Consider the following 25845-nt stretch of genomic DNA (forward strand, 5'->3'; position numbering starts at 1 on the left):
ATTATGCTGTCTGACTTTGATATGCTCTAATATCTTTAAAATAAACTGTAAAATTAGCACCGCCTTCCGTTTTGGAAGTAAACTTACCTCTAAGCTGCTTGCTTAATATTTTAACCAACTTCAGGCCTAACGATTTACTTTTTGCAGGGTCGAAATTGTCTGGTAATCCTTCGCCGTCGTCATTTACGTATAGTTCGTAGTCCACCTCATTGATGGCTTTGATGGAAATATTGATGGTACCGGTTTCTTTATTAGCAAAAGCATATTTATAGGCATTAGAAACGAGTTCGTTTACTATTAAACCTAACGGGATAGCGGTGTCAATATCAAATTTGATGTTTGCTGCCTTAACATCAACCTTTATGTTTTTATCACTTCCTGTGAACATGTCGGAAAGGTAGTGAACCAGTTCCTTTAAATAATTTTCAATGTCCACGTCATTAATATGCTCCGACTGGTAAAGGTTTTGATGAATCAAACTCATGACCTGAACCCTGCTCTGACCCTCTTGAATAGACGAAAGTACAGAAGGATCGTCAATGGTGCTGGATTGAATGTTGAGTAAACTTGAGATGATCTGGAGGTTGTTTTTTACACGGTGATGAATTTCTCTTAAGAGTGTTTCCTTTTCGGTTAGGGAGCTTTGAATAACCATGCTCTGTTTTTCTATTTCCTCATTCTTCCTATTTAGAAGTGACGCTGCTTTCTTTTTAAGCCTGAATCTATTGAAATAAAGAAGGGCCACCGTTCCTAAAAGAAAAGCCAAGGCAATCGCCCCGTTTCTTTGCGTTCTATTTAGGGTTTGGTTCTTTTTTAAAAGTTCTATTTCAGATTTTTGAAGCGATATTTCTGCTTCCTTTTTATATTGTTGGAATTCTTGCTCAACACCTGTTATGGCTTTGTTTCTTTCTGTTTCTAAAAATATCTGCTGAATTTCCCAATATTTCTCTAGAGCTTTCAATGCTTTGTTGGGCTGTCCAAGTTTTTTGTATGCATCTGTCAAAGTCATATAGGCTCCAGCTGAAATGCTCTCTAATTCAGTTTCTTCTCCTAAGCGAATTGCCTTATGAGAATACTTAATTGCCTTTGGGTAGTTTTTCTGAAGATTTGCTAGCTTAGCCAATTCTACAAAAGTGTAAATACTTGTTCTGGGAACACTGATATTTACAAGTAGACTTTCGGCTTCTTCCATATACTTTACGGCTGCAGTAATATTCCCTTGTTCCAGATAAACAGAGCCAATATTCGATAGGTTTCTAATGGTGGCCTCGTGGTTTTTTGATTTTTTATTAATATCTAAAGCATCCATAAGGTAAGCGATACACTTATCGAACTCCTCTTTCTGGTAATAGCCAATGGCCATGTTATTATATAATGCCGCTATAGACATTTCATGATTGATTTTTTTAGCTAAAGCCAATCCTTCTTCGCAATAAGCAATGCACTTGTCGTTTAATTCAAGTTTGGCAAAAAGGCTTGATAATCCCTTGTAAGGGCTTATCCATCTCAGGGTATCGCCAATAGTCTGTGCAAGTCTAATGGTTTCAGTGTAAAGCTGGATGGCGGTGCTGTCTTCGTCTATATTGGCGTAATAAACAGCCATGAGATTTGTGAGGTCCACTTGATGAGGTACGTCTTTTATTTTCTTGTAAAGGCGTAAACTTTCCTTGATGTAAAAAATGGCCTTTGAGTTATCTCCCCAGTTTCTATAATTGTATCCTAGTTCAAAATAAGCCTTTGCCTTAAGGCTATCTACTGCCATAAAGTCTTCTCTTTTTTCTAGAGCACTTCCGAAGGCCATGGTTAAGTCTTTATCAATATTTGGAAGTTCGCGTTGAATCTTTATATGTTCGTCGAATGTCATTTTATGCAAAGCATCGGACTCCAAAATAAGTCGTAGACTATCTGGATTGTAATGCTGAGCGAAAGACACGTTTACAACACAGCAGTATAGGAGTACTATTGCAGCTAATTTTCGAGACATTTTATTTGGTTAGATCTTGGGGATGAGTAAAAAACTGCTTATCCAAGTTATGCTAAATAATACTTATGAACAGCTGTTCAATACATATTCTTTATAAGTATGAAAAGTATTTAGATGGGGATTTTGAATTTACGCTCAAGGCACGCATTTGTAAGTAATTGATAATTAGAGGTTAATGACATGTTTGGGGTTGGGTTTAACGGTATTGGCTAAGGTTAAACTAGCAACTTCCAAATGGGGGTTCAGTTAATGAATGGGTACAGTAACCTCAACTAAAAAGCCATTTGTGTAAGAGATGCTGTAAATGCCCCTCATTTTATCCGTTCTATTTTTGATATTACTCATTCCAAGACCATCTCCAATCTTTGCTTTTTTTTGCGTACCATTGTCATGAATACTTAACGCTAGATTATTTCGTCTTTTGTTAAAACTAACGGTCACATGACTGGCATTTGAGTGTTTTAAAATATTGGTAATGGCCTCTTTAAAAATGAAGTACAGGTTTTGACGTATTTCAGGGCTAATGAACTCGTTGGTTTTTAGCTTTTCTACTTTAAAATCATACGTAATTTCTTTCATTGATAAGTTGGTCTCGGCAAATGCCTTCATTCTGTCTATCAGGTTTTCGTATTTATCTTTTCTAGAATCCATGGCCCACACGGTATCTCTCATACGTTCCATGGCATCTCGGCTCATTTCGCTGATAGCGTTTAAATCCAATTGTTGATTTTTTTCTGCCGAGTAAGACATCAGTTCCGATTTCATTGATAAGCCAGACAGTATACTTCCAACGTCATCATGTAGATCAGAAGATATTTTTACCCTCATAGCCTCTGTAGCCTTATATTTTTCTAAGGTTAGATAAACGTTATATCTGGTCCAAGCATAAATGAGGAGTAAAGCCAGTAAGCCATAGATAAAATATGCCCACCAGGTTTTCCACCAAGGAGGAGTAATGCTAAATTCATATTGACTCTCCTTGCTCCAGAGGCCAGCCTCATTCATCGCTTTAACCTTAAATACATATTTTCCCGATGCTAGATTGCCATAGGTAGCTTCTGGGTTGGTGGTGATAGAGCTCCAATTGTTTTCTAAACCTTCTAGTCTGTGTTGATATTTTACAGATTGTGGTTTGTTAACATCAATTCCTATAAATTCAAAACTGATGAAATTATTATTATAAGGAAGGGCGGGTTGATCTGGAATACCTGTGTTTTTAATAAGTGCATCAAACTTAAACTTACCTACTTTTAGGCCATTTTTTAAGGCGTAGGTACTGTCTGTGGTCCAGTCAATGTCTTCATTAAAGAGTTTGACATTGAGTAATTCTACTTGAATATCCTTATCGATGTTTTGGGTTTTATTTAAATCCACTAAAGAAATTCTTTCTAATAAAAGAACCCAAATCTTGTTGGTCATGTCCTTTAATATATGGTGTCTTCCGTCTCCGCTTCCAGGAAAATTGTTTTCAGCTCCATAGGTCATGAAAAGGTTTTCTTTGTTTTTGATGGATGTTATATCAAGGCTTTCTAAAGTTTCTTTATCTATTTTAATAAGCCCATTTCGGGAGCTTAGCCACATGTTTTTATCATCATCTTGGATGGCAGATAGCAGTATATTACTCGGCAAACCATCTTGAATCGTGAATTGCCTTATTTTATTGGTTTTCCTATTCAATCTAAAAAGGCCATCTCCGCCAAGCGAGTTTAACCAATATGCTCCAGTGTGGTCTTGAAAGCAGCTTTCTATGATGCTTAAGCTTTGATTTTTAGTTTGAGGATAATTCGTAATATGGGTTTGTGCTTTATTCAGAATGGAAATACCTGAAAAAGTGGTGAAAACGTAATTGGAGTCTTGGTCTTGATTTATTTGGATAATTTCATTATCCACCAATCCTTGTTTAACCGTAACATGGGTTGTTTTGTCGTTGTTTTTGTCAATTTTAATAACACCACCCTTGATTCTTGAGCTGTACCAAATGTCTCCATTATGGTCGGTATAAAAAGAGACCGTTTTATGACCCATATCTTTATATTGGGTAATGGTTTTATGGTCTGGGGAGAGTTTGCAGATATCGCTATCCCAGAAGCCGAACCAAATATTGCCTTCACGATCTTCAGATATGGAATTGATATTCTGACCACTTAAGCCGTTTTTTTCGGTATAGTTGGAGATCGTATTTTTCTGATGGTCAATATAAGAAACGCCTCCAAGCTCGCAACCGACCCAGATATTCCCTTTTCTATCTTCTAATAGACTTCTGGCAGATTTACTGGTGAGGCCATCTTGGGCATAAATACTCGCAAACATCGGGTTATATTTTACCGCACCTTCATAAGTACCGATCCAAATATTTCCAGAGCGGTCTAAAAGTAAAGAACTAGCTTCATTGACGGGTAATCCGTTTTGCTCATTAATCCGCTTTAATTGATGGTTCTTTAGGGTGAAAACGCCATCATACATGGTGCTTGCCCAAATGGTACCAGACGGGTCCTCTAAAAGATACCTCACGGTGGAGTTACCAACATTGTAAGTACTGAAGGTGGTGCCGTCGAATCGCCCAATCGCTCCATCGCTTCCAAACCAAATGGAGCCATCGCGGGCTTCGGTAAGGCAGGTTACCTTGGTTATTTCCAGACCAGCAGAGAGAGAGACAGTACGGAAAGTTTTGCCATCGTATTTTATCAGGCCCATATCATCCGTGGCAAACCAGAGTGTGCCATCCTTGCTTTCTAAAACTCCATAAATAGTATTTGATAATTTTTGTTCTGTGGCATATTGGGATATAAAATCATCATTTTTTTCTTTTTTACAGATGCCAGAAGAATAGGTTGAGAACCATAAGTTACCTTTTCGGTCTTCTAAAATTTGATTGACGCCATGGTCAAAAAGATCTTCTTCTGTTTTAAAAGAAGTCATGTATTCGCCGTCAAAATAGCTCAATCCTGTTCTGTGACCAAGCCAAATATTACCTGCTTTGTCTTCGGAGATATCTTCAATATATCCATCTTCTAGTCCTTGATTTGAACTATAATTTTCAAACGTTCTGCCATTATATTTAGAAACACCGATGTAAGAAGAAAACCAAATATTACCCTTTCGGTCTTGGTGTATGTCATGAATTTTACTGTCAATAAGTCCAGAAGTTAAATCGTAAATATTGAAATTATAGGGATTATAATCGGGGAAGGTTGGTGGCTTAGCTATATTTATCTGAGGCCGAGCACCTTTAATTTTATGTGGTATTAGTTTTGTTTTAAATGCAGGGGGCACACCGTCTTGTCCTGGGGTAATGGCTTGTGTTTTGGCGGCAGAAGTGTTTTTTGCAGAAACCTTTAGTCCATCATCAATAAATGTTAAAACTTTTGGTGGTCTTACCTTTTTGATGCTCCCAGCCTTCATCGCAAAAGTCAAAGGTACCGGCATGGAATCCAATGCTATCTCATAAAATTCAGCATCCTTTTCTTGAATAAGGAATACTTCTTCGGGTTGGGATTTTTGGCAAGCAATAAAATAGCAAATACAAAATAGAGAAAGAAGAAGTCTAAAGGTTAAGTGGCGATATTTTGAAATGAGTTTCAATATCAATTTTTGGTTTTAATAGGGTTTTAACTCACAGATTTAAATTTAAAAGAATACGGTGGTGATAAAAAATGCTCTGGAAGTGGTTTGTGATTTTATCTGCCCAAAAGCACTTGTGGTCACTAGTTTCTCAAAAATTTGGTAATGGCCTCCGCTTTGTTTTTGACGCTCATGGTTTTATACATTTTTTTTATTTGCGAACGTACGGTTTCAATAGAGATATGCATATCATCCGCTATTTCACCATAAGTTTTTCCTTCAACCAGATGATTTAATACCTCTAATTGTCTTTTGGGTAGGTATTGCTCTTCTTTGTTATGTTTTTGAGAAGAAAGGTGGTTTACTATTTCTCTGGCTATAGATGGCGACATATAAGACCCACCCATGCTCACAATATTTATAGCATCCAATATGGCCTTTAAGCCACTTCGTTTGGAGATATATGAACAAGCTCCATTTTTTATGGCTTTTAAGATAACGTCCTCTTCTTCGTAGGTGGTCAGCACTATAATATCTAAGTCTGGTAGAGCTTCTAAAATAGGAATGATAGCTTCTGTGCCAGACATACCTGGAAGACCTATATCGAGCAGCAGAATACTGGGTGCTTGGAAGGCGGTATCCAGTATATCTCGTAAGAAGTCTTCGGCAGAATGATAAACTTTAAGCACTTCCATTTCTGCTTGGATACTAATAAAAGCACCGACACTATCAGTTACTATTTTGTCGTCATCTACAATGGAGACTGTTTTAATCATATTTTACTTCTGTAAGTATTCAAGAGCTCAGTTCAAACCTTAATGCAAGGCTAATTTAACCTTTAAATCAAAAGAATACCCTATAGGGTGACTGTTTGATGCAAAAATCACCCTATGGGGTGATTGACAAGTACTTGATAATAAGGGTACTTTACATGATGAAACAATCACTAAAACATAAAAACGATAGCATAACTGAGCCTCGAATTTTATTAAAGTTTAATGCCAAAAAAATCACGCATTTAAAGGCGGATGCTAACTATACCTACCTCATCTCAAGTGATGGTACTAAGGTTTTATCCGCATATAGCTTAAAGGTTTTTCAAAACCTTTTTCAAAGTCAAGATTTCATCAGAATTGATAGGTCAAATTTAGTGAACAGAACCTTTATTAAATCTCTATACCATGGTAGTCAAGGTACCAGTATTATTCTAAAAGATAACACGATTATTAAGGTGCCACGGCGAAAAAAAGAGAAGATAGAGGTCTTATTGTCAGCCATTAGTCAGTAAAACTTAAAATTAAAAGTGTTATCTTAAAGACAATAAAAGTCATAACACTATTTATTTCTAACGGTAAAAGTTAAAAAGTAAACCGGAGTTTCAAGCATTTTCAAAATTTCATTTAAGGAAAGAGGAACGCTAATTAACTATGAATATTATGAGAAAAGAACTACGATTTTTAAAAATAATTTTAGGTGTTTTGGCCTCAGTATTAGCCCAACCCATAAACGCTCAAGTTCTAAATTCTAATATAATTTACGAGGTACATTTTCTTCAAGGCTATGGGTTTATTAGTGAAGATGCTCCAGGAAATGATCCTGAACAAACTTTTCAGATGGCGGTTTCTAATGACTATAATAATGTGGCAGATACCTTATTAGATCATAGTTCAGGAGGGAACAATTCAGGGAGTTATTGCTATAATATGGCGGTTACCACGGATATATGGGGTCCAGAAGTAGATGCCAATCTGGCATTAATAGGTGGTGGACCGGCCGGTAAATTCGATTTTGATATATTTAGTTGGGAAGAAGATGTGGTAGTGGGTGAATGCCAATACACCACCACCGATGATAGCCCAGGTTTTCGGGTATTATTAATAAGTACTACCGACAGTGTAAATGCTTGTGAATGGAGGACAGACACAATAGCTATTCCCAACATCCCTAATCCTTCAAAGGCCAGAATAAAATACACTTGGCGTTATGAAAATGGTCGGGACAGTTCCCCGCTAAACTTTGGTGACTTAACTTCAAATGGTTTAAAAACCAGTAAGAATTCAAACCGCTACGCTCCTTCTGGGGCCTCAAATACAAGTATTTTAGGTTATCATAATGATTGGGACGATGCAGATAATGCGGCTTTTACTAACGCTCCTGATGTTACTTATTCTTTTGAATTAACGAATAATAAAAAAGTCATCATGAGTACCATCAGCAATTTTACAAATTATGATACTTATATACATCTGGTTAGATTAAATCCCGACGGCAGTTTTCTTTCTTATATTTCGGGTAATGATGATGCTTACGGCACAAAATCTCAACTTTCCGAAATCCTTTGTCCTGGTAAATATGGTATTGTTGTAGAGGGTTATAATACAAGCAATGGTAATTTTGAATTAGGGGTTACTACATCAGATGCTCCAAAGGTTTATGTCAAAAACAATGCGGTGGGTCTTAATGATGGCACTTCTTGGGAAAATGCATACAATGATTTGCAAGATGCCTTAAGTGCCACAAACAATTGTTCTACTATTTGGGTGGCCAAGGGAACATATTATCCTACATCCACTGCTGATGTCAACATTTCCTTTGAAATTCCTGATCAAGTAAAAATGTATGGGGGGTTTGCTGGAAATGAAGACAGTAACTATGATTTGGACCTCAGAGATATTGAGAAAAACACGACCATATTAAGTGGGGATATAGATCAAGATGGTCTGTTAAGTGGTAATTCATATCATGTCGTAAAAACAACTCATGTAGGTGTAAGCACTAGGGTAGATGGTTTTAGAATTTCAGATGGAAATATGACTGTATTTGGATTTGGAGCAGGATGGCTTAATGAGAATGGGAGCCCTTTTATTGTCAATTGCTTTTTTTATAATAATGCTGCCATGAGTGCTGGAGGGGGCTTTGCCAATTTAAATATAGATGGAAGTTCTAGTCTAAATCCCACACTGATAAATTGTAAGTTTATAGATAATAGTGCTTCGATTGGGGCTGGCGTATATCAACGCTTTGAGACGAGTACTAGTCCTTCTCAATTTTATAATTGCCTAATTGCTCGTAACAAATCTGTATATGGAGGAGGAGGGGTCTCAATAGAATGTGATAATTCAACAGTTCAGATAGAATTTATAAACTGCACAATAGCTGACAATAGAAATACTGCCGAAAATTCTAATGGCGGAGGTATAAAGACGGCAGGTGATGCTGTTCTAATTATAAAAAATACGGTGATTAAGGGCAACACCATTTACGAATATGGAACGGCTTCAAGTAGTATTTACCAGTACGATGTAATTACTGCGAGTTCAATAAGTTACAGTCTAGTGGAGTATATAACTATGGCTGGAGTAAATAATAATCTTGCTGGTAGCACAGAGCCAAAATTTGCCAAAGATTTTCATACTGAAGACGCCATTAAAGAAGGATATAGAATAGTGGGATGTTCGCCGCTAATTAATGCTGGAACAAGTAGCGGTGTTTATGCCATCGATTTTGCGGGACAGCCACGAACTTTTGGTGGTTTTACGGATATCGGTCATTTCGAATACCAAGGAAATCTTGGGAGTGCCACAAGATTATATGTCACAGAAAGTGGGTCTGGAAATCGAAATGGTTTAAGTTGGGCTAATGCATCAAAAGACCTCTATTGGGTTCAGTCTACCGTTTTCCAATGTCCTAATTTAGATGAAACTTGGGTTGCTAAAGGGGAATATACCTCAAGTCAAATAGACTTATTTACGAGGTTTGCAATTAAATCTGGCACTAAGATTTATGGCGGTTTTTCTGGGGCGGAAACAGCACTTTCTCAGAGGAATATGGCACTAATCCATACCACTAACCTAAGCACACTTAGCGGAGACATAGGACATGACGATTTCGGCGGACTTGATTTTGAGGGTTTTAACAGCCAGGATATTTTTGATATGAGAGATTGTAATAATCAAACTGTAATTGATGGCTTTCTATTCACTAACGTCGATGACTCTGACTCATGTAGCCCAATAGAAATATCAGATTCAAACCCTTTAATTTCAAATTGTATTTTTCAAAATAATAAGGGGTATAAAGGAACTGGTTTGTCCATATATGGAAATAGTAATCCTCTCATTGACAAATGTATTTTTCGGGGTAACCAGAGTTCCTCCGATGGTGGAGCTATTCGAATTTATTCAGGTACTAATAACCTTTCGGTTAAGTTTACCAATTGTCTGATTTCAGGTAATAATAACACTAGTGCTTCAAATGCGGCCATAATTGACATGGGTTCTTTTGAAAACGCTACGGCCAATTTGACACTTGAAAATTGTATCATATCCAGCAATAATGGAGATGCAGTTTATCTTTTTGCCGTGAAGCAAAGTGCAAGCACTAACCTTATTTTAAAGAATACCATAATTTATGGGAATTCGCAGGGAATAGTTGTGGATAACACGAGCAACGGGACTATTGCTCAGAACATAAGTTACAGCTTGGTTCAGGGGCTTACTTCTGGCACTGGTAATCTTGACGGCAATACGGTTAATCCTAATTTTGTTTCTATGCCTTCTTTTAATGCCGCTCCTACTATTAATGGAGATTACCATGTTTCCATATGCTCACCGGTTATTAATCAAGGTAATAATACTGGGATTACCAGTTTTGATTTAGCCCATAACGCTAGAAGATTTGCCAATCAGACGGTGGATATGGGCGTGTATGAGTTTCAGGGGATTTACGCTAATGCAACGCTTGATTTGAATGGCGTAAACTTAAGCTCTGGAGTAGGAAGTCCCGCTTTGTTTTACTCTAATCAAGTGCTGGCGGCTAATAAAGTTATTTTAAATACAAAGAACACTTTATATCAGGCGGCACACAGTATAGAACTAAATCCTGGTTTTAAAGTGGATGTCGGAGCCATTTTTCAGGCTAAAATAGAGACACTTACATGCCCATGATTTAGCTTGAATCTTATGATGAGGGTTCAGTGTTTTAACCCAAATTATGCAGAGGAGCATCATAATAGGTTATCTAATGCATAGTTCTAGTTTAAGTGGGTTAGATATTCTGATTTCTTGCTTCATGTAAAAATCATAATGTTGACCTTCTGAAACCGTCTCTAATGAAAGAAGTTGTGATTTGTCCACTTTTTGTCTACCTCTAAAATTCTGTGCTAAGATTTTCCATTGCTACCTTCGAATAAATAGAATCAATAAAACTCTACATGGGATGGATGGGAGGACATTAAAAGAAAAAGTAGAGGAAATCAAACGTAGGCAACAACATATTGTTGAGGTCGAGGAAGAGCTGGATTCGCTAAAAAAGGAAATTGACATGCTCTTTAAAAAAACATTAGACCTAGTTAAGTCAAGAGATTCAACAAAATAAAGCTAGATTTAAGTAACCACTATTTGATTCCATGAAGCAAATAACATTTGTTTTGATGCTGTTCACCTCCTTGGGCTATGCCCAAAAGATTACGAATAGTGACTCTTTAAAATTAGTATTAAATAAAGTTTCCGAAGTAAAACTCAAGGCTTCCACAGCCCTAGAGCTAGTCAAGTTTTATAGTCAAGTTAATCCTGACTCTACACAGGTCTATTTAACATTAGCCACTGCCTTTGCAGAGCAGTCAAAAGATAAAAAGCTAAAAGCTAGCGTCCTTCTTGCAACCGCAAACCACCTTCAAAACCTTACATACTTTGAAAGGAGCATTGTAGCAAATGAAGAAGCCATAAAAATTTACGAAGAACTGAATGACAATCAAGGATTGGCCAGTGCGTATAATACTTTGGGTATAACATATAAAAAAAATAGCGGTGATAAAAAACAGGTCGTTCCCTTTTCTAGAAAAGCTTTAGCATACGAAAAAAAAGCACTGGAATATTATAAACTGGCTGACGACCAAGATGGCTTTTTGAGGGTTTACTCCAATATCGGTATTATTCATAGAGACTTAGAAGAGTATAAATTAGCGGAAGAATCGTATCTGACAGGATTGAAAATCGCGAAAGAACAAGGGATAGAAACATACAGTGTAGGTATTTTATATGCTAATCTCTCTCAGATATATCTCGATTACTATAAAGAGCACGATAAAGCTATCGGCCTTCTCCAAAAGGCTCTTGTCATTTATGAGAAAAATGGTATCAGGACCAGTCAAGAGCACGCTTATAGAAATCTATCATATAATTATTCGGCAAAAAAGGAATATGCCACGGCCATACATTATTCAAATAAAGCAGTAGAAATAGCCTTGGAAGTAAAAGATCCACATCGACTAAAAGACGCTTTATCTTCTCTATGGGTAGCACAAAAAGGGGCCGGCTTATATAAAGAGTCTGTAGAAACTTTAGAAAGGGCGGTTCATGTCAAAGACAGCCTTCTTTCTATAGAGAAAACGGGAATTATAGCGGAGATGAATGCCAAGTTTGAAACCGTAAAAAAGGATGCAGAAATAGGAATCTTGAATAAGGAAGCGGAACTAAACAGGCTTCAGAAATGGGTCTTAATTGCTTCTATATTGTTGATTTTGATAATCAGCTTTATTGTATTTTGGTCTTTTGTTCAGAAAAGAAAGAAAGAAAAGCTGATTTCAGAACAGGTCGTCGCTATTCAGAAAGAGAAACTTAAAAATAAAGAGATAGAGCTAGAATTTAAACAAAAGGAGCTCACCTCAAAAGTGCTTCAGTTGGCTAGAAAAAATGAGTTTCTAAATAAACTAGAACAAGAAGTAGAAACACTAAAAACTAATGTGGACGGTACTGTAAATAAGGCGTCAACAAAAATCTCCAAGTTACTAAAACGTGATGCCGCAGATGACGTACAGTGGGAACAGTTCTCCTCCGAATTTAGCAGCCTTCATCAAGGTTTTTTAGATAGTCTTGTGGCTAAATATGGCTCCTTTAGCAAAAGTGAAATAAGGCTCATTTCGCTTATGAAAATGAACCTTTCTTCTAAAGATATAGCAGATACCCTAAACATTTCCCCAGATGGCATAAAGAAGGCTAGATACAGACTAAGGAAAAAACTTAAGGTGAGTTCAGATGAAGATATCCAAGGTTTTTTGATATCCTATCAGTTTTAAAGGCTACTATTTTATAGGTTTTATTGCTTCTTGCTTTGACACTATTTAGACCTTATCCTTAATTGTTTTCAGTTAGGTCGGACAAGTAATTGTCCATTTCAGGCCATAGAACACGCATTTTGTGTTTTGTCTACTTTTTGTCCACCCTTTGAATAAGGTAAAGGTTTGTATGTAGGACTATATTAGGAATATCAACAGATTTATTCTGAGTATGAGCCCTTTAAACCAACCTAAGTTCTTAAACGAAACAGAGCCAAGTATGATATCGCATCTACAGGCTAGTTCTAATTATACTGTCTTAACCTTGAAAAATGGAAAGAAGCTGATGTCTGCTTATCATCTAAAGACATTTGAAATTCTATTTTCCGATGAAGATTTCATAAGAATAGACAGAGCCAACCTCGTTAATAGCTCATTCATAAAACGGACTTTTTTAAGCGACCACGGTATTTATATACAGCTTAAAAACAAAGAAGAGATTCTGATTCCGCGAAGAAGAAAAGTCATGCTACAAGAAAAATACCCTAACCTTTTTATTACAAGTCAAACCACTTTATAGCCATGAAAAAAAATCTACTTTTTTTAATCTTGTTTTTATGCTCATCCTATGGGCTTCTTGCTCAATCGAGCAATTTGAATGAGTATCACTTGGGCGTTTATCTAAGAGACTGGAAAGCCTCGCTTACTAATAATGATGGAGGGAATGGCCTTGCCGACAATCGTATGTATTTAGAAATAAGTCTTGACCAAAATGGGATTGCCGACCAATTAGTAAATACGACTTCTGGATACGACAATTCAGCGGATGGTATTCCTTTTTTATCTATGAATAATAATCATAATGTCCCTGCTGAATGGTATTATTCTACCAAATATACTGATCCCACAAAACCTCTTTTCGGCATAGATTGGGCTCATATATATGACTTTTATGTTACTGGAAATGGCAAATTTGAAATCTCTGCAATGAGCTGGGATGAGTGTTGCAACGATAATATTACATGGAGTACAAGTGATGCTCAAAGAGCTATAAAAAATGAAATATATGACTACCGAGCTGGGCAAGTTGGCTTGCCTAATTATATAGATTTCGCTATGGACAATTCTGGGGATGGGCAAATAAACGGTGAATACGACAGTAATGTCTATCTTAAATACTTCGTTAGACCCTCTCATGGAGATCATGTTAACGATCCCCTTCAGTTTGGCGTACTAAATGCTGATGCCACCATAAGTCATAAAAACGGGAATAGAGGAAATCCTGAACCTTCTATTTTAGGAGGGTCTTTTGGTTACGTTAACGGTTGGAGTGGCTTTGATGAATTTCAGGATGCAAAAGATGTTTTTTATGAATTTGTTTTGGAAAAAGCAAAAAAGGTCACTATTACTACTTCTTCAGCTTCTACTAATTTTGATACTTATCTTCACCTAATCAATTTAACAAATAACAGAGCTAATTATAATTACTTAGAGGGTAATGATGATGGGGGTGCTGTTTACAGAACTTCTCAGATTGTAATGGATTTAGCCCCTGGTACCTACCAAGCCATAGTAGAGGGCTATAATACTAATGAAGGAGACTTTGAAATAAAAATAACTACGGAGACTGTTCTTCCCAACCCTGGCGTAATTACATTATATGATCAATCTCCCTATGACCAGTTACAAACTACCAGAGAAGAATGCCCCGGAAGCGACCCTTATGCATATGATATTCAATATATTCCTTCATTGACAGATGCCTCTTCATCATTGGGCTGCTCTTTAAGCTATGTATGGAAAAGAAGCAATGACGGAGGTGCATGGTTTGACACGGGAGATATTAATGAAGCTGGTAGCCAATCTTATAACGGGCGAATGGAGGGTTACTCCACGGTACGCTTTAGGCGAGCTGTAACCGCATGTGGAAATACTGCTTATAGCAATATTGTCACGGTAACTCCATTAACATTATCCTTAACTTCAGGTAGTATATCAGGAACTACAGCAGTACCAAGTCCTCAAGAGATACCGCTTTCAGCAATTGGGAATATAAGCAGTCCCACAGTCAATTCGGGCTCCTATTATAGCTTAGATTGGGAACAAAAAACTACAGGGAATTGGGAACCTGCCACTTCGGCCATTTATAATTCTCTTACCCATACGCCTAGCAGTCTAACGGAAACTACCCAGTTTAGAAGAAAGGCTATACACCATTGCGGCCCATCGGTTCAACCGACGCTATATACAGCTCCTATAACCATTACCGTGATTGACCCTAATGGTGTAATTAACGGGAAAGTAAAAAGTCCATCTGGTGCTGGAGTAGCTGGCATTACCGTGACAGCTCAGCGTATATCTGGTTCGCCACCAAACGGACTGGCTAATAAAATAGATACTGCCATTACCACCTCTAACGGCTCATTTTCTTTGCAAGGTCTCTACTACGGACTCCAAACTGGTGGCTCAGGAGCTTCGGCTGTTTTTAAAGTATCACCTTCTAAACCAGACCATGTTTTTACACTAGAAGGTAGTAATCCGAGCGAATCATTTTATGATGCCACACTTACGCAAGTATCCCCAACTCAAAACAGCATTGATTTTATAGACGAAACCGTTTTTAGCGTTACCGGAAACATTAATCAGCTTTGTTATGATTGTGTGGTTCTAAGTGGTCAAAGTCTTCCTGTTTCCTCACCTATTAAAGACGTCACTTTCAGATTGACAGATTTCCCTGTACCTACAGACCCAACTGACACTATACCCAGTGCAAACTTTAAAACGGGCGTGGATGGCTCTTATGCCATCACTTTTGAAGAAGATAATGATTATAAAATTTCACCACGTTTCAAAAACCATGTTTTTGTCAAAAAAGACTCTGTAATTACTTTTGGAACAGCCATAGAAGTAGCGAATGTCAACTTTACAGATACCAGTACCAATGTTATTTCAGGTACAATTAAGGCGGATTGCGACCAATTTGCAGGTCGAGCTGTGGTGCAGTTTACCCAAATGAAGCAAGTGGGTAACACCGCCGTATTTAATGCAGCAGAATTTATCTTAAAAGATACCGCTAATGTATCTGGGATATATTCAAAGCGAGTACCAGCAGGCCATTATTTAGTGAGCGTAACAGATTTTATAGATATTCCGGTAGATGGCAACAGCGTTCCCAAATACAATAAAGATGAAATGGTAGCTTTCTTTGAAAACACAGACTTTTTTCCTTCATCAGCTATGCGAATGGATGTCACTACCAAAGACACCGTCTTCAATCTAGTTTTTCATGAAAAACCACAAATAAAGGTATTTGATTTGGCGGGTCCGTGTACCAAACCCCTTAATCCTATTTTAGAACAAGGAAAAACTAAAAAAATAACTATTGGCGTATTCCAAGGTGACCCAAATAAGTACGTAACATATAACAGTCAGACCGTATTGGGCTGCCCTGTAGAAGACGATACGCTTACCATTTTCACCAACATAGCATCTGGAACTGCTGCGGTAGAGTTAATTCATGTTACCGTAAACGGAATAGATACCTTAACTGTAACTCCTGGCGAACCTACGATAAGCGGCAACTATGAAAAAACATTACAGTTAGGTTTTACTGATAAATATGATAGACAAGGTGGTGATGCCAGTAAAAACGACATAAAGCCCATAGTAACCGGAATAAAAGCAGGTGTAGGAACCTTTACCACGGTTTCTCCAGAAATACCTTTCTTGATACTTCGTGACCCTCCAGGCGATAAAAGTTTCAGTTTCAGAACAGCTCAAACAAGTAGCAGCACTGCTACTAGTTTTTCTACCAAACGTACCAATTCCAAAGACGTTTGGGTCGATGCCAAATTAGGTGTAAAATTTGAAGCTGGTTTGGGAGTTTCTTATGAGTCGGCATTTTGGGCAAATCTTAAAGGTTCATTTGCCATGACCACAGAAAACACTTCTTCTACGGAGCAAATAATCACCATGACTAATTCTGAAGAGTATTCCACGGCAGATGATGCCGTTCCTGGAGAGGAAGGAGATATCTATTTTGGTGGAGCGGTCAACTTTCTTTATGCTCCTGTAGATGAAATAAGTTTTGATGCATCGAGTTGTACGTTTAACAGTACCCGTGATTTTATATTGGCTCCAGATGGTTTCGCTACCGACTATGCCTACTCTGAGTATCATATCAAAAATGTAGTCATCCCTAATTTAATTGCCATAAGAGATGCTCCTGCCACCACGGCAAACGAAAAGCGTAAAAAGGAAAATCAGATTAGTGTTTGGCAACAAATTTTATCTGAAAACAAAAGGCTAAAAAGAGAAGCTAAGCATCATCATAATATTTCTTTTGACGGCATAAATGGCCCTAGAACTTCCAGTGTAACTTCGAGTGCTACAAAGGTGTCTACCATTGTGTTCCAAATGGAAACGGACAGCACACTAGCTGTAGAGATAGGCATGGAATTAGGCGGAAGTGGCCTTTCAGAAGGTGGTACCATTTCACTAAGAATGCAAACTGGTAACTCAGAAGTTCTAACTACCACTAAAGAAACTACCACAGGGTTTACCATTGATGATGGAAACGATGGCGATTATTTCACTGTGGATGTAAAAACAGACCCTGTTTACAATACCCCAGTTTTTGACTTGATAGCGGGTGCCAGTAGCTGCCCAAATGAAGTGAATACACAAAAAAGAGACAAGGTAGTTTTATCGACCAGCAACTATAATATGACTGGTATTCCCGCAGGCTCTTCTCAATTGTTTCAATTGAACCTTGCCAACGAAAGTGAAAGCTCTGAAGAGCGAACCTATTACCTTAGGTATGTTCCCGGTCAAAGTACTTCTGGAGCTCAGGTTTCAATAGAAGGTTTAGGTGCAGGTCCATTTGACACGCAATTGGCAAATAATGCAACACATGATTTCACTGCCAGTGTAGGCCAGTTTGACCCTAACATCACCAACTTTGAAATGTTCTTTGAGGTTTTTGATGAATGTAATGCAGGAAACCCATCAGGTGCTAATTTCAAAGACAACATCATAGTAAAGGCTCAGTTTGAAGATGGTATAAGCCCCATTATACTTTCTGCTCCTGAAAATAACTTTGCGGTAAACGCTATCGACGGCCCAAATATTAATTACTCCATGAGTGGTTATGACTTGGCTAATTTGTCTGAAATATCTTTTGAATATGCATCTGCCTCAGGCAATAGTTGGGTAACTGCTAAAACCATTCAAAAAGTAAATTTGGCGGCTAACAGTATGGATTCCTTTTGGCCAAATTCACTGGCAGATGGTGCATACAAATTTAGGCTAAAACTAAAAAAAGGCTCCAAAGTAAGATACTCCGATATTATTAGAGGAACCGTTGACCGCAAAGGTCCTATCGCCTTTGGAGCTCCACTTCCAAATGACTTTAACTATGCCTTGGGTGATGAAATATCTCAAACTTTCAATGAGAACCTTGCTTGTACGGCTCTCAATAATTCAAATTTCACATTAACCAGACTTTCAAATAACTCAGCTATTCCTGCTATTTTAGGTTGTTATCAAAACAAAATCATTCTGACACCAACTGTCGATGTAAGTGGCTGGATAGGAGATAGCGTAGCCGTTTCTTTGATAAACATTAAAGATGCAGCTGGCAACACCGCCAGTCAAAGCTTTGATTGGGATTTCAGAATTGGCACTCCTGTTTTAAACATTGGTGCCTTTTTGGCCAATGTGGCCTCTAGCCCAATCAGTATTTCGGGAGCAGAAGAGGAGAAGTCAGAAGAGAAAGATGGCAATACCATCACTAGTGTAAACACTGAAATAAATGAAGATGCCAATGGTAAGCTGAGCATAAACTTTACGCTCTCACAGGCGGATACCAATGATATTACCATCAATTTTCTATTAGCAGGAAAAGCCATTTCTGGAGAAGACTATACGGTATCTGGTTATCATACATTTGACGGAAACGCTGGTGTGGTTAAGATTTTAACTGGCAGTACTTCTAAGAAACTGTACTTTGACCCAATAAGCGACTTAGAACCAGAATTAGATGAAAACATACTGCTGAGCATAATCAACGGTGGCGACTATAACATAGGAGGAAACAACCAAATAGAACTCCAAATTTTGAATGATGATGCCGCATTTAATGATTGTGAGAATAATGGAAATGCCTTTAATCTGGCCAATAATGGCAGTGGGGCTATTTCGCCAGACACGTACCATAAATTACTTTTAGAATCTGATGGTGACGTGGATTCTCCTACCACAGTGGTTTTTAAAGGTGAACGATCCGTATTACTTAAACCGGGCTTTAGTGTAGAAAATGGAGCAGTTTTTATAGCAATTTTAGAAGACTGTCCGTCTGAAACTTCTTCTGTATTTATTCAAAATTCTAATTCTTCATCCAAAGAGAGTCAGAAAGCCAATCCTCAAGTTTATGAAAATAAAATTTATAGCGAATTATTAGAAGAAGATGGCTTTGTAAGTATAAAATTCAGTAATCCTTTAGAACAACAGTTAAACATCCAACTCATAGATGGATACGCCAACATAATTCAAGATTATACGACTGAAGAATTTTTCAAGATTGGTGAAAACTTAACGAGTATTACTACCAACAATCTGGCCTCTGGAACCTATTATTTAATCATCAATGGAGACCTGCTTAGTTACATACACAAAATAGTTATTGTGGACACTTCAACTTAATAATTCTAATAAGAGTTTACTTTAGAAAATAGAAAGAAGGTCTTCTCATTTATATCATGAGAAGGCCTCTTTTTTTTGATTTTATTCCGTCCTGAGATTAAATCCTAATCTTAACAAATTTAGATAAGTTCAAAATTCCACAGATGGAATTAATAAGGCCAGATTCACGCTCAGAAAGAAAATGAGATATGAGCAAAAGAAGAACTTCAAGGTTTCTTTCCAATTTCAAGGTTCAATATTTTAACGTATTTGTATCTAAATAGTTGAGCATCAATAGGTGTAAGCTGCTTGTTTCCCATTAAGGATAATAAATAATTGTCCCTTTAAAGCCTTGAAATGGGCTTTTTGTTTTTTGTCTACTTTTTGTCCACCCCACCATTTAAAAATAGGTAAACGTGTAGAGCTAAATTAGTTAAGCCAACTGCTGGACAACGCAATAGCTGTGAAATGATTAAAATCATTCCTTTTATCTAAACCTATTACACATGAAAAAAAAACAATTAAAACCAACCATAAATAGAGTTGCAATAGGATGTATTCTGATTGCGATTCTGATTTCTACAGGCTGTGGTTCAACCACTGCACCTACGCCCTCAAACCCTAGCACCCCATCAACGCCGACGATAACAGAACGAATGAATAAAACATGGTCTGTAAGCTCTGTCAAAGAAGATGCTGCTGTGGTGTATACAAAAGGAAATACCTCAAGCTTGCGTCTGGGTTATGCGGACTTTAAACTAAACCTAAGTAGCCTTTCTTCTGCTAAGTTTACGGCTGTAGATGGCCATACTTTTACTGGTACCTGGTCTATTTCTGCAGATGGGAAAACTTTAACGCTTTTAGGTCTTAGTCCAGAACCTACTGGAACAGGCGGTACCATAGCTTATACCATTGATAACCTCACCGATACAAGCTTGAAGTTGACTAGAAACTCCGTGGATAAAAAAACTGGAGCCTCTAAAACCGAGTATGAAATGACAAACCAATAAACCTATTAAAACAGTTTAATCATGAAAAGAATTATACAAATACTGCCACTGCTGTTTTTAGGGCTTATTTCTAGTCTTGAAGTTATTGCACAAGCAGAACGGTTTGAAAGTGCTGTAGTGTACAACAACAGTTCTGGCCTGCCTTTCGATTCTCAAATTTATATCAGTATATCAGCTAAGGATGCGGATGTGACCAAGCGGGGACAGATTTATGTCTTTGATGGAGAACCTACTACGGCACAAATAGAAGAAAAGATATACAATGGGCCAGATAGAGGACATTTCTTTACAACGTATAGAAATACTTCTCCTATTGCTTTTGATTTAAATTTTGGAGTCTTAAATCCCCTCTTTTCAAGAGATAAGATTTTTGACAAAGTAAGCGTGTCGTATGGTGAACTTGGTAATGAAACAAGGCCTCTAGTTGTTGCAAGAACGGTAAGATATATCACTATCCCAGATTTTCTGTGGCTAGGAACGAGATTTACGAACATACCCATTTCAGAGGGTTTTACATTCAATTTTGACAGACGGCACGTTGTGATGAATAGTCAATACGACCATACTAAATTGTTGATTTATAGACTTTATACTGGTAGTACCCATGTCAAAACGGTCATTCTACCCATTGGAGTTATAGGGAACAATTATGAAAAAATTGGAGAGGGTAATGGACCGGTAGATATTATTACCATCTTAAGAGCACCTCCAGGTGATAAGAGTTCGATTTCTTTAACACAAGGAAAGAGTTATTCAAAAGAATTCAATTGGTCTTCCTCAAAAGTAAATAGCAAGACCGTGGAGGAGTCGGCTACGGCAAGCGTAGGGCTGGAACTAGGGCCTATTTCGGCAGGTGGAGAAGTTACGTCCACAAGCTCAAAAGAGTATACCAAAGCCAAATCCCAAGGGGGAGCAAATTCCATTAGATATGATCTAGAGACTACGTATACCAATACGTCTAAAAGTGATAAGATTGTAGCCAGACAGCCTTATGTCGACTTTATTCTACAAACGTGGGTAATTGCCACTACGAGTCCTAGCAATGATCGTGTTGATTTTCAGTCTAATACAGATGTTATCTTATATCCCACAAAATACAATTGGACAAGAGAATATACCGAACAACAGCTTCAAGGAGATGATGGTGAAATTATCAAATTAAGACAAAGAGGTAAACAAGAAGAAGCTGATTTTTGGGAAGAAGCGATGCGTTTCAATGCCAAAATAAAAAACGCTGCCTTTAGGAATGAGGAGGTTTATAACTCGTTGAATTTTGATAAAAGGTTTGCCACTACCCAATCTCGTGCCTCATCTTTTAGTCAGGAGGTATCTTTCAATTCTACGACCTCGTTGGAAATAAAAGGGTCTGTTGGGATTAAAGCAGGGCCAATTAGTGCTGGTGGGTCTTACTCAAAGAAAAACACCATTAGCGTCACTACGTCGGCTGCCAATGGGAACACCAATGTGGATGAAGATGCCACTGCTGTATCTTATCATATTGACGATAATGATGGAGATAGAATTGAGTATAAGGTACATACAGATCCGGTTTTTGGTACACCAATATTTGAATTATTACCGGTAAGTGAAACGAGCTGCCCGTATGAAGGAGGTGTAAAAGTAGACGACCCTGGTATTGTGGTCATAGATCCTGTTACCGGCAAGAAAGCCAAAAAGGCAAAGATTTCTGATTTAGGACCGGAAGAAACGGCTTCTTTTGAAATAGTGCTTAAGAACAATAGCAAGTTTGAAAGAACCTATGCTATAGCGTATTTACAAAGAAACTATAACAGAGCTAGCCTAAGTTTCGACCCTGCTGATAAAGATTTTCTAATGGCACCTAATGATTCAGTTCTACTCATAATAGACGTTGACAGATCGGGTAAGAAAACAGATGTAGCTTACGAAGACATTCAAGTGATTTTTGGCTCAAAATGTAGTTCCGAATTTGATAACTCCGTGGCGGACACCGTATTAATCTCTGCCTTCTATGGAGATAGTGATGAAAACAGGGCACCTGACAATAATTTGTCTACGAATGCACTTTTGCTTACCACAGACGGAAGTTTGCAGACCACCTATATCAATAAGTTTAATAAGGAAGCCAAATTTACCAATATCAATGCCAATTCAGCAGAAGAAGAGGCAGCTATAGTACCCGTCAACTGGAATAAAGAAAATGATTCTGGCCCAGAAATAACCAATTCGGTTTGGTTCAAATTTGTGGTGAGTAGCCCCACAACTGAAGTCAGGCTCTGCGATCCAATAAATGATGGTTTTGATTCACAAATTGCGGTTTATAAGGTGGGTGACATTAATGATATGAGCACCTATAACATACTTAATTCTAATGATAGGGGACTCTGCCGCACAGGAAATAAAACAAATGAATCTGCTGGTGTGCAAATGGAAAACCTCACTTTAGGAGATACACTCTACGTTTTGGTAGATGGTTTTAAAGGTGCTCAAAGTGACTTTGGAATAACCATTGAAAGTTTACCGCCGAAAAACGATGAGAATTGCGAAGCGATTAACTTGGATTTAAACAGCTATATCAGGAATGGAACCATCATAACTGGTTTATCAAATTATAACTCCACTTCAGAAATAAACGAAAGTATGTTAATTCCACAAGCTACCAATCCGGTGTTTGGGTGGAAAGAGGATGAAATTCAGCATTCGGTTTGGTTCAGATTTAGTGCACCTAAAGAGGGGGCAGTTTCCATCGAAGTGTTGAATGCCACTTTTGATACACAGCTCGCTGTTTATGGTTTAAGAACCTATTGTGGAGGTGAAAATTACGACAAGTTTGAATTATATAAAGCGAACGATGATGTGGGTCTGGATGGCGGATTTGGTAGCAAGTTAATACTAAAAGGATTGCCTTACGAAACCACTCAAAACCGTATTTATTATTATATTCTGGTAGATGGATACCAAGGTGCAATGGGAACGTTCGATTTACAAGTTAAATTGGATTTGCCAGATAATGATTTAATTGAAAACGCCATTACCTTAGAATTAGATGCCGTTGGGCAAGGGGTCTTTAATAATGGTGGTGCCACGGCATCCGATGAAGAGCAGGTAATAGCTCCACCAGTTTCTGAGCTGAACAAACCAAATGGTTGGTCAGACAAGCCAGGCGATAGCCGAGCGAGGCAAATTGAACGTTCTGTCTGGTTTAAATTTGTAGCACCGAACGAAGGGGCAGTGCAGATTAGTACCTGTAATCAAGCGAGCTTTTTTGTTCAATTAGCTCTTTATAAGGTAGGAGACCTAGAAGATTTTAGCACCTATGAGTATCTTGGTGCTGATGACGGTGGTCATCTATGCCGTCTTCCTCCTAGCAGTCAATACCCAAATGGAACAAGTGTTCGTGGAAGCATCTTGGATGTAACGGGTCTTGAAGGAGGAGAAACCTATTATTTGGTAGTGGATGGCTCTCTTAATTCATTTGGGCAATTTTCGATTGATTTAATAACTCAGAAAATCACCGAAATACCGGCCAATGACGACGCGTGTGATGCGATTGCTCTAAAAACAGACGGTAATGTTCAAAAGGGATTTAACAATTTTGCAGCCACGGTGTCAAGCACAGAAAGGAAAATCCTTCCTGCAGAATGGCTTGATAAAAGTATAGGCGGAACAGTCTGGTTTACATTTGTAGCCTCGGAAAGTGGGGAGGCTGAAATTTCGCTTTGCGACTTGGCGAATTTTGATACCCAGATTGCCGTGTTTGAAGTGGAGGATTGTAAGGTTGATACAAACTTTGTGCTTGTTGCAGCCAACGAAGATGGACCTAAAAGTTGTGCTACTAATGGAGACAGCTATCTTCCTTTGAAAAACCTTACCGCAGGGAAAAAGTATTATATTGTGGTAGATGGCTACGGAGGGAATAGGGGAAGTTTTGGTATTATAGTTAGAAATAGTATCACTCCTGGCCCTGCCAATGATGATGTGGTCAATGCCATAGAACTGCCTGTAGATGGAGAAGTGAAATCTGGTTATTCAAATTCGTTTGCTACAGTTAGAGATAAGGAACAAGATATTAGACCCGTTCCTGCCAATAATCAGGACTGTACCACCGGCTGGTGTGATAAACAAGTGGACAATTCTGTCTGGTTTAAATTTATAGCCCCTGCAGACGGTAAAGTTAATATCAGTACCTGTGATTTAGCTGATTTTGATACACAACTGGCACTGTATACCGCAACGAGCGTTTCAGACTTTAGTACATTTAGTCTAAAAGCAGCCAATGATGCAGGACCTGAAGATTGCTCTACTTTTTTTGACAGTTATTTACCGGTTACAGGCTTAACAGCCGGTGAGACTTACTATATCATGGTGGACGGGTTTGATGGTGATAACGGAGCATTTTCTATTTCATTAACGGGTGTAGCCGACGTCAAAGCACCTACAGCACCTACCTCTCCTACAGCAGGAACTATTACTGAGACTACTGCGGAAGTTTCTTGGACCGCTGCTAGTGATAATGTAGGCGTTGCAGAATATGAGGTATTTGTTGATGGTGAATCAAAAGGAAAAACATCAGAAACTAGTTTCACTATTACCGGATTGGCGGGTTCTAAAACTTATGCCGTAACCATTGTAGCCTTAGATGCTGCAGGGAATAAGTCAAGTGCGTCTACGAGTGTGAGTGTAACCACAAAAACCGCCTCGGATGCTCAAGCTCCTTCATCTCCAACAGGCCTAACAGCCACAGAGATAAGAACCACAGGTATAGATATCTCATGGGCAGCAGCTACAGATAATGTAGGCGTGAAAGAGTATAAAGTTTACGTAGATGGAAGTTTAACAGCCACCGTCACGGGTACCACTTTCTCTCTTTCTGGACTAACGGCAGGTACAGCCTATTCTATTTATGTAACAGCCACAGATGCCGCTGGAAATACATCAACGGCCTCTACAGCCCTAAAGGTTACCACATCTACAGGAGCGGTAGTGGATGTTCAAGCCCCAAGTGCCCCATCAAATGTAGTAGCCAATGAGGTGACGGACACGGGTGTTTTATTGTCTTGGACGGCATCTACAGATAATGTGGGAATTACCCAATATGACATATATGTTGATGGAACATTAGTTGGTAGTTCTTCAGAAACGAGTTTTATAGTGAGCAACCTTACCAAATTAACGGCATATAGCATTCAAGTTGTGGCCAAAGATGCGGCAGGAAATGCCTCTGAGAAATCGACAGCATTAAAAGTAACTACGGTGGAAGAAGGCACACTTTCGGTGATAGAGTTCGATGCTAAAGACGCTTATCATATCTATCCAAACCCATTCAGTACTAGGGTCAACTTAAGGTTTCCTGGTGCCGTTTTAAAGGAAGAAAGTGTGGAGATTGTAGATTTAACAGGCAGAGTGGTTCTTAGACCAAATGTAACGATTGTGACCAATGGACTTGCCAAAATGAATTTAGAAAATCTTCCTGCGGGTTTACATTTCTTAATGATAAAAGCAGAAACAGGGGTAGTGTATAAGCGACTTATAAAACGATAATTTTACTTAGTATCATCTAGTTTTTTGGGGAGGTC

10 protein-coding genes are annotated in these 25845 nt (G+C 38.2%); 7 read left to right on the forward strand and 3 right to left on the reverse strand.

Features of this window, described 5'->3' with window-relative positions; translation table 11 throughout:
- Position 1: 1 nt before the first annotated feature.
- The 3 genes from ACTBZY_RS22335 to ACTBZY_RS22345 form a co-directional block, all read right to left on the reverse strand.
- The gene (locus ACTBZY_RS22335; protein WP_463048614.1) at positions 2-1984 is read right to left on the reverse strand and encodes a tetratricopeptide repeat-containing sensor histidine kinase; all 1983 of its coding nucleotides are present in this window, start codon (positions 1982-1984) and stop codon (positions 2-4) included.
- A gap of 246 nt (positions 1985-2230) precedes the next feature.
- The gene (locus ACTBZY_RS22340) at positions 2231-5572 is read right to left on the reverse strand and encodes a sensor histidine kinase (RefSeq protein WP_463048615.1); all 3342 of its coding nucleotides are present in this window, start codon (positions 5570-5572) and stop codon (positions 2231-2233) included.
- Between the two features lie 116 nt (positions 5573-5688).
- Positions 5689-6321: a response regulator gene (locus ACTBZY_RS22345; RefSeq protein ID WP_463048616.1), complete on the reverse strand. Its 633-nt coding sequence runs from the start codon at positions 6319-6321 to the stop codon at positions 5689-5691.
- 98 nt (positions 6322-6419) lie between these two features.
- Between ACTBZY_RS22345 and ACTBZY_RS22350 the strand changes: the two genes are divergently transcribed.
- The 7 genes from ACTBZY_RS22350 (at position 6420) to ACTBZY_RS22380 (ending at position 25810) form a co-directional block, all read left to right on the forward strand.
- The gene (locus ACTBZY_RS22350; protein ID WP_463048618.1) at positions 6420-6833 is read left to right on the forward strand and encodes a LytTR family transcriptional regulator DNA-binding domain-containing protein; all 414 of its coding nucleotides are present in this window, start codon (positions 6420-6422) and stop codon (positions 6831-6833) included.
- A gap of 148 nt (positions 6834-6981) precedes the next feature.
- On the forward strand, positions 6982-10491 hold the full coding sequence (locus ACTBZY_RS22355; RefSeq protein WP_463048619.1) for a choice-of-anchor Q domain-containing protein: 3510 nt from the start codon (positions 6982-6984) through the stop codon (positions 10489-10491).
- 461 nt (positions 10492-10952) lie between these two features.
- Positions 10953-12620 carry a tetratricopeptide repeat protein gene (locus tag ACTBZY_RS22360; protein WP_463048620.1) on the forward strand — a complete coding sequence of 556 codons (1668 nt, stop codon included), beginning with the start codon at positions 10953-10955 and terminating at the stop codon, positions 12618-12620.
- 211 nt (positions 12621-12831) lie between these two features.
- Positions 12832-13179 (forward strand): LytTR family transcriptional regulator DNA-binding domain-containing protein, encoded by a 348-nt coding sequence (locus ACTBZY_RS22365; RefSeq protein WP_463048621.1) that lies wholly within the window; start codon positions 12832-12834, stop codon positions 13177-13179.
- A 2-nt stretch (positions 13180-13181) separates the two neighbouring features.
- Entirely contained in the window at positions 13182-19301 is a 6120-nt protein-coding gene (locus ACTBZY_RS22370) for a 3-coathanger stack domain-containing protein (protein ID WP_463048622.1), read from the forward strand.
- A gap of 485 nt (positions 19302-19786) precedes the next feature.
- On the forward strand, positions 19787-20290 hold the full coding sequence (locus tag ACTBZY_RS22375; RefSeq protein WP_463048623.1) for a hypothetical protein: 504 nt from the start codon (positions 19787-19789) through the stop codon (positions 20288-20290).
- Positions 20291-20311: 21 nt separating this feature from the next.
- Positions 20312-25810, forward strand: a complete 5499-nt coding sequence (locus ACTBZY_RS22380) for a fibronectin type III domain-containing protein (protein WP_463048624.1) — start codon at positions 20312-20314, stop codon at positions 25808-25810.
- The last annotated feature ends 35 nt before the right edge of the window (positions 25811-25845 follow it).

Source organism: Arcticibacterium sp., from assembly GCF_055134445.1.

What these genes read in the sequence shown, in the direction of transcription:
- ACTBZY_RS22345 (WP_463048616.1), bottom strand. Translation starts at nt 6,321, where the DNA reads ATGATTAAAACAGTCTCCATTGTAGATGACGACAAAATAGTAACTGAT.
- ACTBZY_RS22380 (WP_463048624.1), top strand. Translation starts at nt 20,312, where the DNA reads ATGAAAAGAATTATACAAATACTGCCACTGCTGTTTTTAGGGCTTATT.
- ACTBZY_RS22375 (WP_463048623.1), top strand. Translation starts at nt 19,787, where the DNA reads ATGAAAAAAAAACAATTAAAACCAACCATAAATAGAGTTGCAATAGGA.
- ACTBZY_RS22355 (WP_463048619.1), top strand. Translation starts at nt 6,982, where the DNA reads ATGAGAAAAGAACTACGATTTTTAAAAATAATTTTAGGTGTTTTGGCC.
- ACTBZY_RS22365 (WP_463048621.1), top strand. Translation starts at nt 12,832, where the DNA reads ATGAGCCCTTTAAACCAACCTAAGTTCTTAAACGAAACAGAGCCAAGT.
- ACTBZY_RS22370 (WP_463048622.1), top strand. Translation starts at nt 13,182, where the DNA reads ATGAAAAAAAATCTACTTTTTTTAATCTTGTTTTTATGCTCATCCTAT.
- ACTBZY_RS22350 (WP_463048618.1), top strand. Translation starts at nt 6,420, where the DNA reads ATGCAAAAATCACCCTATGGGGTGATTGACAAGTACTTGATAATAAGG.
- ACTBZY_RS22335 (WP_463048614.1), bottom strand. Translation starts at nt 1,984, where the DNA reads ATGTCTCGAAAATTAGCTGCAATAGTACTCCTATACTGCTGTGTTGTA.
- ACTBZY_RS22360 (WP_463048620.1), top strand. Translation starts at nt 10,953, where the DNA reads ATGAAGCAAATAACATTTGTTTTGATGCTGTTCACCTCCTTGGGCTAT.